The 15,726-nt window shown below is 40.5% G+C and carries 9 protein-coding genes; 4 read left to right on the top strand and 5 right to left on the bottom strand.

Translation table 11 applies throughout. The features are described 5' to 3' along the window. Positions 1–9: 9 nt before the first annotated feature. The 3 genes from B5X70_RS08150 to B5X70_RS08140 form a co-directional block, all read right to left on the bottom strand. Entirely contained in the window at positions 10–4,125 is a 4,116-nt protein-coding gene (locus tag B5X70_RS08150) for a PAS domain S-box protein (RefSeq protein ID WP_079557406.1), read from the bottom strand. 111 nt (positions 4,126–4,236) lie between these two features. Next, the gene (locus B5X70_RS08145; protein ID WP_157666497.1) at positions 4,237–5,103 is read right to left on the bottom strand and encodes a mechanosensitive ion channel domain-containing protein; all 867 of its coding nucleotides are present in this window, start codon (positions 5,101–5,103) and stop codon (positions 4,237–4,239) included. Between the two features lie 502 nt (positions 5,104–5,605). After that, complete coding sequence (locus tag B5X70_RS08140) at positions 5,606–8,179, bottom strand: T9SS type A sorting domain-containing protein (protein ID WP_079557404.1); 2,574 nt, start codon at positions 8,177–8,179, stop codon at positions 5,606–5,608. Between the two features lie 312 nt (positions 8,180–8,491). Here B5X70_RS08140 and cysS point away from each other — a divergent pair, with 312 nt between their 5' ends. From cysS to B5X70_RS08125, 3 genes are all read left to right on the top strand, one after another. Next, on the top strand, positions 8,492–9,961 hold the full coding sequence (gene cysS, locus B5X70_RS08135; RefSeq protein WP_079557403.1) for a cysteine--tRNA ligase: 1,470 nt from the start codon (positions 8,492–8,494) through the stop codon (positions 9,959–9,961). Between the two features lie 189 nt (positions 9,962–10,150). After that, positions 10,151–11,149 (top strand): M28 family peptidase, encoded by a 999-nt coding sequence (locus B5X70_RS08130; protein ID WP_079557402.1) that lies wholly within the window; start codon positions 10,151–10,153, stop codon positions 11,147–11,149. 329 nt (positions 11,150–11,478) lie between these two features. Then, positions 11,479–12,102, top strand: a complete 624-nt coding sequence (locus B5X70_RS08125; protein ID WP_079557401.1) for a ribonuclease HII — start codon at positions 11,479–11,481, stop codon at positions 12,100–12,102. Between the two features lie 71 nt (positions 12,103–12,173). Here the strand turns inward: B5X70_RS08125 and B5X70_RS08120 are convergent, their stop codons facing one another. Continuing rightward, a complete protein-coding gene (locus tag B5X70_RS08120) occupies positions 12,174–12,644 on the bottom strand; it encodes an outer membrane beta-barrel protein (protein ID WP_157666496.1) in 471 nt (156 codons plus the stop codon). Positions 12,645–12,890: 246 nt separating this feature from the next. Here B5X70_RS08120 and B5X70_RS08115 point away from each other — a divergent pair, with 246 nt between their 5' ends. Then, positions 12,891–15,041 carry a S46 family peptidase gene (locus B5X70_RS08115; RefSeq protein WP_079557399.1) on the top strand — a complete coding sequence of 717 codons (2,151 nt, stop codon included), beginning with the start codon at positions 12,891–12,893 and terminating at the stop codon, positions 15,039–15,041. 96 nt (positions 15,042–15,137) lie between these two features. Here B5X70_RS08115 and B5X70_RS08110 read toward each other — a convergent pair whose 3' ends face one another. Further along, on the bottom strand, positions 15,138–15,716 hold the full coding sequence (locus B5X70_RS08110; protein WP_079557398.1) for a flavodoxin family protein: 579 nt from the start codon (positions 15,714–15,716) through the stop codon (positions 15,138–15,140). Positions 15,717–15,726: the final 10 nt, after the last annotated feature.

The raw sequence follows: 15,726 nt of genomic DNA, 5'->3' as shown, positions 1-15,726 counted from the left end.
AGATTTACATTACTCCATTTCGCTAAAAATTTCTTTGATGCGATTCCACTCCGATTCAATTTCTTTATATACTGTATATACTAGTTTTAAATCATCAATTGTTTCAATCTTTTTTGTTAAAAATGCCATTCTGTCAAAACTCAGATTCATGCTCACACCCTTAATGGTGTGAGCGATGTCTTTAATTTCTCTAAGATTGCCTTTACTAACTGCGTCTCCAAGTTTGTCAATAAAATCTCCAAGTTGATAACTAATGGAATGCATTAATCTTTGCATTAAAGAGTGATTTTGATTTATGCGCTCGAGCAATTCTTTATAATTAAACGATACCAGTTTATCGATGTCTGAGAATTCATCAGCCAATTCAGTTTCGTCTTCCACCTTCTCAGATAAAAGGAATCTGATTAGAGTATTTTCAAGTTTTGAAGTATTGACTGGTTTTGGGAGGAATTCATTCATTCCGGCCTTGAAGCAAAGAATCCGATCTTCTTTTAAAACACCGGCAGACAAAGCAATAATTGGAGTATTACAATTGGGATTTTTCTCAGATGACCGAATGATGCGGGTTGCTTCAATACCGCTGATTTGTGGCATCTGAATGTCCATTAAAATGATGTCAACCGGATGTTTTTCGGATTTCTCAACAACTTCTTTTCCGTTTAACGCTTCAATAATCAATGAGTCGGGAATAAGACCCTTAATAAGAGCTGTTAACAACTCTAGGTTCATTTGAATGTCTTCGGCTATTAAAATAACAGGTTTCTGTCTGTTCAGGAGGCTGTGATGCTTTCCTTTCAATGGGCTATCGGAGGAAATTGGACTATAAAAACCAGCGTGGGATATGATGCCTAAAATATCTTGATATTTTATGGGTTTGGAAATTTTTTGGCATAAGGGCTCCTCATATGCTTCAGTGCTGGTTTTTTCAGAGATAAGGCTAATAACTTCTAATTGCTTCTTTTTGCACAGATGAAAAATGTTCTCAAACACCTCCTTGTTGGAGGAGTTGATTAGATGATTGTCTGCAAATACTATATCAATATGTTTGTTCTGGTGAAGAACTGCTAGTGCTTCACCAGGATCTGTTAAACCGTAAAAACGGACTCCATAATAATTCATCAGGGTTTCCATGGTTTCCAGAAGAGTTATGTTATCATCAATAAACATAACAGTTCTGTTTTCAAACCCAGAAAATGTTGTCTCTTTGAATTTAAATGGAGTTTCAATGGAAAAGTAGAAAGTGGAACCTTCATCCGGAGCGCTCACCAACTCTATCTTTCCTCCCATTTTCTCAACAATCAGACTGGAAATAACCAACCCCAATCCGGTACCTCCATACTCCCTGGTAGTTGAAGAGTCGGCCTGTGAAAAAGATTTGAAAAGTTTTGCTTGCTGCTCTTTCGAAATCCCAATTCCTGTGTCTCTAACTTTGAAGGCATATAATCCTTTGCTGTTCTCTTTCTCCTCGAAAGAAACCGCAAGTTCAATTTCGCCATGGTTTGTAAATTTCACAGCATTACTCATGAGGTTTAGCAAAACCTGCCGCAAACGAACAGGGTCGGAAACCATAATTTCGGGAATTCCCGGCTGAATGTTTACAATCAGTTCAAGATCCTTTTCGAAAGCCTGAAATTGAACAATGTCAGCCACCTGTTGCGCGATTTCACAGACATCCATCTCAATGCTTTCAAGATCAAGTTTCCCCGCTTCAATTTTAGAAAAGTCCAGAATATCATCAATAATACTGAGCAGGGAATTGGATGCCGTGATTGTGTTGTCCAGATACTTCCGTTGAATGCCTAATAATGGGGTGTTCTTAAGAAGCTCGGAGAAACCTGTAATCCCGTTGAGTGGAGTCCGGATTTCGTGGCTCATGTTTGCTAAAAACTCAGATTTGGCTTTACTTGCAGCCATGGCCTCTTCTTTGGCGCTGATCAGTCTCTGTTCAGCTTTTATTTTCAATTGTGTATCTGCAAAAGAATTTGCGATGGTGTGGATTAAAGAGACTTCATATTCATTCCACTGCTTTTCCTTCTTTACCGAATCATAGCCAATAATCCCCACCACTTTTTCTCTGTATATGATGGGTACGGTAATCATGGATTGTATCTTTTGGCGTTTGAACTCGGCTTTCTCGCTGTGTGCTTCTTCCGGAATTTCATCGAGGCTGTGAATAATAACATCCTCTCCCTTCAAAATCTGATCAGACCACCAAGGCAGGTATACAAAATCAATATTTTGCAGATGGATCATTTCAGAAGAGATGCCATCCGCACACCATTCATGTGTGTTAGATAGAGTTCTTCTTTTTTTGCTTAATGAAAACACGTATGCTCTATCAACTCCAAAGAAATTACCGGATTGCTGCAACATTTTTTCTATCTTAGAATCAATGTTGTCGGTATTTGAACTGATGAAGTCAAAAGAAATATCTGCTACCAATTTTTGTGCATTGGTTTGGAAAGAGATGACCTCTCTGGCTTTTTTCTGTTCGGATATATCGCGAGAAACCCCAAGGATTCCAATAAACTGATTATTTTTATCATATATGCCGGAAATAGTCGCTTCAGTCCAAATAGTGGAACCATCTTTGCATGGTTGTTCCAACTCCACGCGGGTGTTCGGAAACGCCTCTCCCCGCTTAATGGCATCCTGAACCAACTGGATTCCTTGAGTGAAATGTATGAGAGACCGCCGAGTCAGCATCTCTTCCGGCTCCTGCTGCATAACGTCTTCTGGATCAAACCCTCTGAGCTTTTTAACCGACGGACTGACGTAAGTAAATTTGCCGCTGAGATCCATCGTCCAGATGACATCCGTAGAGTTATCTGTCAGCAGACGGTGGCGTTCTTCACTCTGTTTCAAAAGATCCACAGATAATTTTTGACTGGTGATATCTTCGATAACACCTTCTATCCAATTTTTATCTTTCAACAATTTAATTGAAAGTCTGATCCAGATATTGACTCCGTCAACTTTTGTAAATTCAAGCTCCCGGTTATTCACTTCTCCATTAAGCCTTAACTCTGCAAGCAGTTTATCCCGATCATTAATATTTCTGTATCTTTCAGCTATTACAAATCCGGATTTTATTAATTCTTCACGGGATTTAAATCCGGCCATCCTCGCAAATGCTTCGTTTGCATCAAGAAGAATACTGCTCTCCAGATCAGATCGAAAAAGACCGATTTGTGAGTTCAAAAAGATATTTCGATAGGTTTCTTCTGCTAATTTAATGGATTCCAGATTTTTTTTCTGCTCTGTAATATCCTCAAGGGTTTCTATTACTGCTGAGACATTTCCCTCAGGATCGAAAACCGGGCTGGAAATGACTTTAAAATATCGATCCCCCAATGATGTTTTCTTTGTTTTGATGAGTGATTGGGGGATGCCTTTAATAAAGGCATCCTTTGTTTGACAACCCGGACAAACATCTTCCCTTTCCTGAAAATCGAGACATTTAAAACAGAAAGGTTGTTTTCCAGGATCAGCATTAGGGAACCAGTCGCGAGCCACTTTATTTATTTCCAACACCTTCATCTCCGGAGAGATCAACGCGACCCCTTGTGTCAGGTTATTGAAAAGGGATTTGTACTTTTCATTGCTTAAGGTGAGTTCTTTTTTAGTAATATAATGTTGCCTGTCGTACCAATATAGAAACAATATGGCTACAAGTAAAACAATGAAGTAAACGGTCATATAATTGACGGGGAAGTGGGCAGTCACCAAATTGAATTGTGACAGAATAAAAAGAACCAAGAGTGCGATATATAAGAGCCCTGAATATAGAGCTCCAACATGGTAGTGATTTAAACGAAAAGCCAGAAAAGGAAATAGAAATGACCATAGCAACCCGGCTCCTTCTATGCCCCACGAAAAAAACAAAATAGTTGATAAAATTCCTGTTAACAATATAACTGCATGACTCCAGAACTCTCTGTTTTTTATAAATAAGTAGAGAATGGTAACGGCTAATACGGTCACAAAATAGCCAAAGGCAATAACCATACTGCTGTGCAGGTTGTTTAACAGACTGAATATGGTCATGGCCAACGCCACTGAAAGCATTAACCCGGCAATGCTCTTGATGGCTCTTTCTGAGAGTTCAATTCTTAACCGCGTCATCAATTAAATTTAACAAAAGTTATTTAAAATCGCAACAACATGCTTCCGACTGTTATACCGCCTGATTTAAATGAACGGGTTAAAATATTGACTTACAGAACCATCAAAATATCATTTAACCGGAATATGAATGTTATTTTTAAAGTGATTGATTACTAAGCCTATTAAAGAATCTCTAGTTTCGTGCCGATTTTCAAAATCAACCATGTATTCAACCACCAGCAAAAGTTTCTCATTAATTACATCAATATAAACAGAGAGTAACTCGTTTTTGTTTGTAATACGCTGCATATCTTTTACCAACAAACTTTGAATTTCTTTATGATTTTCGGGAATGGCCGAAAGCTGAAAAGTGATCTTATCGTGATACAAATTCGTGCCAAGTTTCACAATGCTCTTCTCCAAAAATATTCTGTTGGGTATTCTTGTGAAATTTTCAGGAAGATGATCCGTATTATCTAAAAGTACATAGAAAGTTCCTATATGCAGGACTTTTCCCACATCATCTCCAATTCTGATGTAATCTCCAATTCTGAATGGCTTTTTTCTGAGAAGTATCATCCACCCGAAAAACGAGAGCAGAACATCCCTGATGGCAAAGGCCAATCCCGTTGCCAACAACCCAATGAACAGCGTAATATTTCCCAATGAAACCCCAAAATGGTGCAAGATTACAAACGCTCCTATACTGTATATCGTCCAGCTGTAAATTTTTGAATAAAAGATGCTCTCCTCAACCTCATCGAAAAGGTTATAAACACGTTTAATGGAGATTCTTAACAGTAATGTGGTAAAGAAGATGGTTGCTATTACAAGCTTGACGCTGTTGATTATTTTCAGAAACTCATTAGGTATGCAAATGATTTTTTGCTGATCCAGATATCCTGCAGTTTGCAACAGAATTAATGTAAAGAGGGTTACCAAAACGGAAACACTCAAATATTTCAGGCGAATCTCTTTTATGTTTGGTTTCTTCATATTGAGAACTTGATAAAATATAATAAGAATAGAAATCGACACTCCGTATTCCGCTATAAAAATACTCTTTTTTACCATTAAACAAGTCATGAGTATCGGCGGATACAGGAAGTCAAAAATTTCTCACACAAAGGGAATGATTATTTGGTGAGTTCTCCCGAAAGCACACGGCAGGCTATCTGGTTACTTAATACAAATTATAGACAGATGATATGCATCCCTGGTCTGATTATGCGCTTGCTTATGATTCCATTTAAAGTAGGGGCATACCCCTGACATCTTTCTGCATAAAAGAAAACTCACCGCAACTAAAAATGTTCATGTATAACATACCATCCAGATTTCAGGGCTAACGCCCCTCAAATCCAGCAGATCAGGAAAAAACTCAACGTGTACGAATGCAAAAATATAAAATAACCACAAAGAGCACCAGGGATTTCCTTTGGTATCTTTGTGGTTAATTTTACTTAATCAGATTCAGGGCAATATGCCTCTGTGACCACTACTTCTTAATCATAGGTTTTTTAATTACACTACCGTCTTCCATAATAACTGTAACAATGTAAAAACCTGCCGGCAAGAGGCTGGTGTTAACACTGTTTTTTCCGTTCATGATTTCCTGAACCAGTGTTTGTCCGTTGACCGAGGTCATCCTTATCTCCTTAACCGCTTCGGCTACAGAAATTGTTATCTGATTGTTAAAGGGATTTGGGAAAAGAGTTGCGGACTCCATTTCAAAAGTGCGAGCCTGAACTGATTCATCCTCCAGAACCAATGAGTATCTGCTGAATCCACCATGGATTCGGAATGAAAACACCCCGTCTTCCAGTTGATAGTCATCGGTATTACCTGCCTTATCAGATGCAGGACTGCCAGTTTCACCAAATTGAGTGCGAACCACTAATACATCCTCCACATTCACCCCATCAGGAATGTTCCCTAAAGCAACATCCACCCAATGAGATTGCAGGAATGGTACTATATTAAGATCAACCTCTACATAAAAGCCCTGACCATTGGGGTCGCCAGCTATGTTGAGCCCATCGTTTAGTTGTGCCAGTTGATCTCTGTTGTCGATGATATTGAGCCATGGGAAATAGATGGTTCCATGATCTTCCCGAATAAATGTTATGCCTTCATCGGTATTATACAGATCATTGATCTGGCTAAACTGAGGATGTGAAACAATATTTCCATCTGGAATTGAAACGCCTACAATGGCCATGCCTCGATCACTTCCTTGTTGAGAATAATAAGCATACTCATAAGTGTCGAAAATGGGGAATGCAATTGGCTCGGGAAGTGGTTGCTCGACCATCCCTCCCGGACCCATGTCAATCATGATTCCTGTTATTTTCAATCCTATTACACCGGTTACATCGTTGTTGCCGATGTCCCCACTTATTGAAAAAGTATTTTCATTAATTGGAGAAACAGCTGGTGCATCGGCAAAAATATTAGGAGCATCACCTTCCTCCAGATATGCATCAGGCCCGGTAAACAGCACAACAGAAACAACCAGGTCCGAATTGTTGGGAATTGCTGGATCGGTGGGTGGAAGTGTTATATTGGCACTGAACCAGTTTCCTTCAAAATAGACCTTGTCGGCATCCCCATCGGTAATGTCTATAAACAATTCTTCCGGATCCGGCTCAAACGGGGTCATTAAAACAAATACATCGTCATTTTCAGTCACATTAATAGTTCCTGTATATGTGCTATATCCCATAGCCGAAACAGAATAGTTGTAGCTGCCTATGGGTAGAGAAATGTCTGCAATGCCGTCATCTCCTGTTTGCCATGGCCATGGGTAACCATCAATATGGATGTTTGCCCATTGTACAGGTTCTCCGTTGTCATTATTGTTTACTCTGAATGTGATATCATATACTTCGGCAAACTCAAGATTTGATACATAAAGAACACTCCCTTCATTATTTTCTCCCAACCATAGGTTAATCCTAAGTCTTTCGGGTGTGAAATCGTGATCAAAACCATGAAGTTGAAACCCTTTCTGAATAAATTCCGCGGTCGGGTCCAATGGAAACCAACCCCCTCCCTGTTCTACTTCTTCCCCGTCTTTTATTCCTTCAAAAGTAACAAACAGACTTGCTTCAGGTGCTCCTGTTGGTTCATATTTATAACTAATAAGAATTGCAGGCGGCGCATCCGCAGTGTATGAAACTCCTCTAACAAAATCGTTGTCCTGCAAAAAGAGAACTCCAACCAGATCTCCCCAATCGGACATTACATTGGTAATTTTAACTCCTGATACACCATCTTCGTCAAACTTCGTAACAGGCAGAAGGCCATCGGATACTTCCAAATTATAAGAACCCCAACCAATAGGCTCGTAAACAGAGACATCCTCCCAGTCTTCGAAACTTCCGTTTTCGATTTGAATAGGAGTTGGGTCATCACCCAAAGTTAGATATACATTATCAACATTAAAGAAGGAACCTGCCGCCGGAACAAAACTCCCAGGTTCAAATCCTCCTATTTGGTAAACATCGCTAATAGCACTGCTTATAAAGCCAACAACAATTTCATCTGCATCCAGAGTCGTGCCTCCATTGAAAGTAATGGGAATCTCAAAAGTGTCCCATTGATCATTGGAAGATCCGGTAATTTCGATTAACCCGGCTCCAATCCTATTGCCGTCATTGGATAAAATCACCATTGCCACAGCCGCATCCCCATCTTCTATATTATGGCGCGCTGAGAAATGTAGCTTATCGGCTCTATTCTCCCAAGCTTCACCTTTTAAGCCTTCCTCCGAAAAACTGCCCATTATCACAAATCCAACTATTACATCTTCATCATCATCTTCATCATTTGGAATGGTTACAAGCTCTATGGAATAGTCTCCATCAACTGCGTTCTCACTTTTTCTGCGAGTCTCAATTGCATCAGGCGAGGTTTCAGTAAGCCACCCCTGTGGTTTACTCATTAGAAATTTATCTTCCCATTCTGAAAAATCATGATTGGGGATTTGCGAAAACTGCGCATTGGTTAATATGTTTCCGAGCATAAAAAGAAATAACACGGAAACAGTAAACAGTAGATGTTTTTTCATCTTGCTTTAAAGTTTTGGTTTAATAAAAAAATTACGGTTTAAAAATACAACCTAAAATATTACGTAATCACAATCCAAAATGTTATAGTTTTTACACATAATTTGACATTCACAAATCAGGCAGAGTTCGCAAATGATGATAACATCTGATAACAATATGACTCAACGCATAATCAAACATATTACCTTTCTGGTAATGCTGCATAGAACAAAAAACGGTTAGACATTAAATCTTGTCGGCGCTTATTGATACAGGTTTCATTTCATTTTTTGTAACTTAGCGCCTTATATCAGATTTTCATTAATAAAGTTATGCATAAAAATTTAAAAATATTCAATTCTCTATCCCGAAAAACTGAACTTTTCGAACCTATAAATACTCCAAATGTGGGATTGTACGTATGCGGCCCTACAGTTTATGGAGACCCGCATCTTGGTCATGCACGGCCGGCTATTACGTTTGACATCCTATATCGTTACCTGAATCATCTTGGTTATAAAGTACGTTACGTTAGAAACATTACAGATGTTGGCCATTTGGAAAATGATGCCGATGAGGGCGAGGATAAAATTGCAAAGAAAGCCCGATTGGAACAACTGGAGCCCATGGAGGTGGTTCAGTACTATACAGACCGCTACCATGAATTCATGAAGCTACTGAACGTTAAAAGCCCGTCCATTGAGCCACGCGCCTCGGGACATATTATTGAACAGTTGGGCATTGTTGAAAAAATTCTTGAGAAGGGATATGCATACGAGAGCAATGGTTCGGTTTATTTTGATGTGGAGAAATATAACCAGGAACATAAATACGGAATTCTGTCGGGGCGTGTTTTAGAGGATTTGTACAGTTCGACCCGGGAACTGGAGGGGCAGAGTGAGAAAAAGAACAGTTTTGATTTTGCCTTGTGGAAAAAGGCCAGTCCAACGCATATCATGCGTTGGCCGTCTAAATACAGTGATGGATTTCCCGGCTGGCATCTGGAGTGTACAGCCATGAGTGCACGCTATCTGGGTGAGACTTTCGATATACATGGCGGAGGAATGGACTTGCTCTTCCCTCATCATGAATGTGAAATAGCTCAAAGCGTCATTGCCCACGGACATGGTCCGGCAAAATACTGGATGCATAACAACATGATTACCATCAACGGGCAAAAGATGGGCAAATCGTTGGGAAACTTTATTACTCTTGAAGAGTTTTTTACCGGAAACCATGAGTTGCTGAAGCAAGCATGGTCACCAATGACCATTCGTTTTTTCATTTTACAGGCTCACTACCGCAGCACTGTTGATTTCTCTAATGAAGCACTGGAGGCAGCAGGTAAAGGGTTGAAACGCCTGATGGAAGGAATGGCACAAATTGAAAAGATCAAACCAGGTAAAAACGATGGGTTCAATGTTGAAGAATGGAGTCTTAAGTGTTATGAGGCACTTAACGACGATTTGAATACGCCTGTTTTAATTGCTCATTTGTTCGATGCTGTTAAAGCTATTAATTCTGCTGCAGCAGGCAAAATTGAGATGTCGGAAAAGGCCATTAAGCAATTGCAGAAGCAGTTTGATTTATTGGTTGTCGAAATTCTTGGTCTTAAGTCGGAGTCTGCTTCGGAAGAAAGCTCTGAAACGCTTTCCGGGGTAATGGATCTGGTTTTGAACATTCGTCAGCAGGCAAAGGCCAATAAGGACTGGGCTACCGCCGACAAAATAAGGGATGAACTGCTTGCCATGGGAATTGTAGTGAAAGATGGCAAAGAGGGTGCGAGTTGGGAGGTTAAGTAACTGTTTAAAGTTTGAGGTTTAAAGCTTGAGGTTTTGGGTTGATTGTTGATTGGTTGCTGAAGGTTGAATGCTTTTGATCAGATATTTTGAGGGTATTAATTTGGGCCAAGGGCTTTGTTCCCACCAGGTGCGCACGGTTCTAAATGTCTGATTATACATCGTACCTAAGAACAAGAAAATAATTATAGGATGAAAAATAGTGTTTTATGTTTTATGGCTATCCCACTGCTATTCATAGCCTGTGGTCAGGGTTCCGGTAATCAGCAGCGTTCTGTTGCCACAACTATTGCAAAACCTGATTTAATAACTCCGGAATTCAATGCTGATTCTGCTTATTATTTTATTGAAAAGCAGGTGAGTTTTGGGCCCAGAGTTCCAAATACACCTGAGCACATAGCCTGTGCTGAGTATCTTGCAGAAACCTTAGAGCGTTTCGGCGCGGAGGTCATCGTTCAGGAAGCCGAAGTGAGAGCCTTCGATAATACACGATTAAACATCAGAAACATCATTGGCCAATTTCAACCCGAAAAGAGTGAAAGGTTATTGCTGTTTGCGCACTGGGATACAAGGCCTTTTGCAGATCATGACCCCGATCCGGCCATGCGTAACACGCCAATTTTGGGAGCCAACGACGGAGGTAGCGGAGTAGGGGTTCTGCTTGAAATAGCCAGACATCTTCAAGAAAACCCAACCCATCCTGGCATCGACATCATTTTTTTTGATGCCGAGGATTACGGAATTCCAGATCATTTTCATGTCCCATACAAACCAGACACCTGGTGCCTGGGAAGCCAGTATTGGGGTCAAAACCCCCATGTGAGGAATTATTACGCCCGTTTTGGCATTCTGCTGGACATGGTTGGAGCCAAAGATGCACAGTTCTACAGAGAACAGCACAGTTTGCGTTTCGCACCACGATTAGTGGATCACATCTGGAACATCGCACATGAACTGGGATACGGTGCTTGGTTTAATTTCGGAATTGGTGGACTTATAACCGACGATCACGTATACGTTTATAAGCATCTAAATATCCCAAGTGTCAATATCATTCAGCACGACCCGACCTCTCCAACCAGTTTTGGGAGTTATTGGCACACCCACGCCGACAATATGGACATCATTGACAAAGCCACATTAAAAGCGGTGGGACAAACGGTGATGGAGGTGATTTATAGGGAGAAATAATGTATATAGTTCAGGGTTTAGAGTTTTAAGTTCAAAGTTCGGGGTTCAAAGTTTGAAGTTTAATGTTCAGGGTTTAGAGTTGATGGTTTTTCTAAGTTTGGAGTTCGATGTTTTAGGTTTATAGTTCAGGGTTTAAAGTTCAGGGTTTAAAGTTTATAGTTCAAAGTTCGGGGTTCGATATTAATGGTTTGATTTCGAAGTTCAAGGTTTTAAGTATAGGTGTTTGAAGTTTTATAGTTTAAAGTATTGGAAAAGAGTCAATCTAATTATTTGATCATTATTGACTGATCATTGAATTGGACTCCTTATGTGTCTTATGTGGTTAAAGCATGTCCGGTAAGTTATTAAATCATCCTTTGAAATCCTGCTTTCAGGCCGGAAGGCTTGAAGCGGGTTGTGACGAAGCCGGTCGGGGCTGCCTGGCCGGACCGGTGGTGGCTGCTGCCGTAATTCTACCAAACGATTTTCACCATCCATTTTTGAACGACTCCAAACAGCTTTCTCATAAAAAAAGGGTTGAATTACGTGACCTAATACAGAATGAGGCAGTCAGCTGGGCTGTTGCATTGGTCGATAATGAAGAGATTGACAAAACCAATATTTTAAAAGCCTCCATACTGGCCATGCACAGAGCTGTTGAGCAACTTTCTGTGAAACCTGAGTTTTTATTAATAGATGGAAATCGCTTTTATCCTTATGATGGCATTCCGCATCAGTGCGTAATTAAGGGTGATGCCACTTATCTTTCCATAGCTGCGGCCAGCATTCTGGCAAAAACTCATCGGGATGAACTGATGGATAAAGCCCATTTAGAATATCCCTTTTACGGATGGGATAAAAACAAAGGTTATCCTACCAAAATGCACAGGGCAGGAATTACGGCCAATGGAATATCTCCGCTTCACAGAAAATCGTTTCGGCTTACTGATGAGCAATTGAGTTTGGGGATTTAGAAACCGTATTTTGACCAAAAAAAAATGCTGTCTCACGACAGCATTTTTAAGTATTTGAACTGGGTTTTTCTTTAAAAGAGAACACCTACCGACAAAACAAGCTGTCCGCTCCAAGTCGTTTCATATTTAATTTCTCCAAAAAACATACCCATATTGGCTCCTGCACCAAGATTGAGGCCAATTTCACTGTTACTATAACTTTCTTTAATCCCCATAAATTCAAAATTCCAACTAACTTTTGAATAATTCAAACCAGCAAGTCCATAGAAATTCATAGCTTCATCGCCGGCAAATGTGTAATGTACATCACCGTTGAATGCCCATGATGTATAATCAGAGTCAGTAAACCAATAAGTAAAATTACTTGCAACTCTAAAATTTTCGTTGATGGTATAGTCAGCCCGTGGGCTAAGTCCGAAGCCCAAATCTCCGCCATCGGCTTCTGTTCCCAAAGACAATCCACCACCAAATCTCCATTGTCCAAATGATGTGGCAGTACCAATAACCACCAATGCCAATACAAATAAAATTTTCTTTCTCATTATAGTTTGATTTAAGATTAATAATTTAATAAAGTTGAATATTTTGATGTTTAGCACCAAGCTTTGTTTTATTAAACATGTTTTTTCTTTGACGTTTGTCATGATTTTGTTGATAAAGGGTTAAAAAATGTCAAATTTGAATTGATTGATTCTGATAACAAATATTTCTCAGTTGTACTATTTTTAAAAACATATATATTTAGAGCCTTAATGACATTAAAACTCAAGACTAATTTACTTTTAAAAATGAGAAAAATATTTACAGGTTTTATAATACTGGCAATTATTGCCATAGGCAATGTCAAAGCCGATGAAGGAATGTGGGTGCTTCCCCTCCTGGAAAAATTAAATATGGAGACCATGCAGGAGATGGGGCTTCAATTATCAGCTGAAGAGATTTACAGCGTAAATGAATCGTCGCTGAAAGATGCCATCGTGATTTTTGGTCGCGGCTGTACCGGCGAAATGATCAGTAATAAGGGGCTTTTACTGACCAACCACCATTGTGGTTATGGACAGATTCAGGAGTTAAGTACGCTGGAGAACAACTATCTCGATAATGGTTTTTGGGCAGCAAATCTGGAGGAGGAACTTTATGCTCCCGGTCTAACCGCTACTTTCATGAAATGGATGCGTGATGTCACCGATGATGTTTTTTCAGTTGTGGAAGAGGGTATGGACGAGCAGTCACGGCAGACTGCCATTCGGGAAAGAATTAACGAACTGACAGAAGCAGAGCAGGACGAGAGTGGTTATCAAATTCAGATACGTGATTTTTTTGCCGGTAACCAATATTTCATGGTGGCTTATGAAGTTTTTAATGATGTGCGTATGGTAGGTGTGCCACCAAGCAGTATTGGGAAATATGGATATGACACCGACAATTGGATGTGGCCACGCCACACCGGTGATTTTGCTCTATTCCGGGTGTATGCCGATGCAGATGGCAATCCGGCAGAATTCAGTCCCGACAATGTACCATATCGACCTGATCACCATTTGCCCATCTCCATAAAGGGCTATGAAAAAGATGATTTTGCCATGACATTGGGATATCCCGGTAGCACACAGAGATATCTTTCATCATGGGGCATTGAAGAGAGAATGAATATTTTCAACCAAACATTGATAGATGTGCGTGGTGTTAAACAGGACATATGGGCTGAGGCCATGGCCAAAAGTGATCGGGTTCGTCTTCAATATGCCACTAAATTCTCGCGAAGTTCCAATTACTGGAAAAACAGCATTGGGATGAATCGTGGTCTTGAAGAACTGAATGTTTTGGTTCAAAAACGGGAATTAGAGAATGAATTTGCGCAATGGGTTAATCAGGATGAATCACGCAAAGAGAGATATGGAGCAGTACTATCATTGCTGGAGCAGGCTTATGAAAACAGAGCCGACCACTACAAAGCAAACAATTACATGCGTGAAACTTTGTTGAGAGGAACTGAATTGTTTATGTTTGCATCCGGCGCGCGTGAACTTGAAAATGCTCTGAAAGATGGAAATGAAGAGGAGATTCAGTCGGCCATTGAAAACTTAAGGAATATGGCTGAGGAATTTTACCGCGATTACCATGCGCCACTTGACCAAAGAGTGATGGCTGCCATGCTCAGGGAATATGCAGAAAATATCCCGGAAGAATTTCATCCGAAGTTTTTCAAAGAGATTCCTCGCAGACACCAGGGCGATTATGAGGCGATGGCCTCCTATTTCTTCTCCAGATCATTTTTTGTGAATCAGGATGATTTAAATGCATTCCTGGATCGTCCAAGATTAAGAAGACTGCTCAACGACCCTGCTTACAAGGCTGGCATTTCAACCTTTGAGACATACCGTGAGCTATTGCGTCTGAACCAGATAGCAGAACGTCAACTGGGCGAAGCCAACAGGCTTTTCATTGCCGGGTTAAAAGAGATGAAACCTGATAAAGTTTTTTATCCCGATGCCAATTTTACCATGAGGCTTAGTTACGGAACCGTAGGCGACTACGAGCCTCGCGATGCCGTCATATACAAGCATTACACCACATTGGAGGGAGTGATGGAGAAAGAAGATCCAGATAATTTCGAGTTTTACGTTCCCGAAAAACTCAAACAGTTGCACCGCGACAGAGATTATGGTCGCTACGCAGCAGCTGATGGTCGTATGTACGTCAATTTCACTACCAACAACGACATAACCGGAGGAAATTCCGGAAGCCCGGTCATTAATGGCAATGGCGAGCTAATTGGATTGGCGTTTGACGGAAACTGGGAAGCCATGAGCGGCGACATCGCCTTTGAGCCAGATCTGCAAAAGTGTATCAACGTAGACATCAGGTATGTCCTATTTATCATTGACAAATTTGCAGGCGCCGGCCACTTAATTGAAGAGATGACGATTGTTGAGTAATCATTTCCCAGTGTTCAGTAATCAGTAATCAGTGTTCAGTAATCAGTAATCAGTGTTCAGTTACCTTTTTACTGGTCACTGGTCACTGGTCACTGGTCATTGACCATTGACCATTGACAACAGCCACGCCATGTTCTCTCCCAGTGTTTGCATGGTTTTTAAGGCTTCCTCGTCTTTCAGAACATCTCCCTTATCTTTTCCGTACCCTACATTCCAGTAGCTGGAGCCGGGTATGATCATCTCCATAATCAGAAAAAACTGGTTCATGTTAACAAAAGTGTTGGTTCCGCCCGCTCTGCGGGCTACGGTCACTGCTGCTCCAACTTTTCTTCGCAAGGGATTACCACACCCCCTTAGTGCATACCCGGAAACATCAATCAACGCCTTCATCTCTGGAGTCATGTCTGAAAAATAGACCGGCGAACCCAATATAATTCCATCGGCTTCACGCATTTTTTCAATGCATTGGTTAATGATGTCGTTCTGAACATGACATTTACCATCTGCCATTTCACGGCATTTACCGCAAGCAGTGCAGCCATTCACTTTTTTTCCGCCAAGCTGAAAAATCTCTGTTTCAACCCCATGTTTTTCAAGAGTTTTAAACACCTCTTGAATCATTAGCTCAGTATTTCCACCTTTTCGGGGACTTCCATTAATAGCCAGTACTTTCATTTTATCTGTT

Source organism: Alkalitalea saponilacus (assembly GCF_900168165.1).
Taxonomy (GTDB): domain Bacteria; phylum Bacteroidota; class Bacteroidia; order Bacteroidales; family Marinilabiliaceae; genus Natronoflexus; species Natronoflexus saponilacus.
The sequence above is the reverse complement of the archived record's forward strand: the minus strand, read 5'-3'. Positions and strand labels throughout refer to the sequence as shown.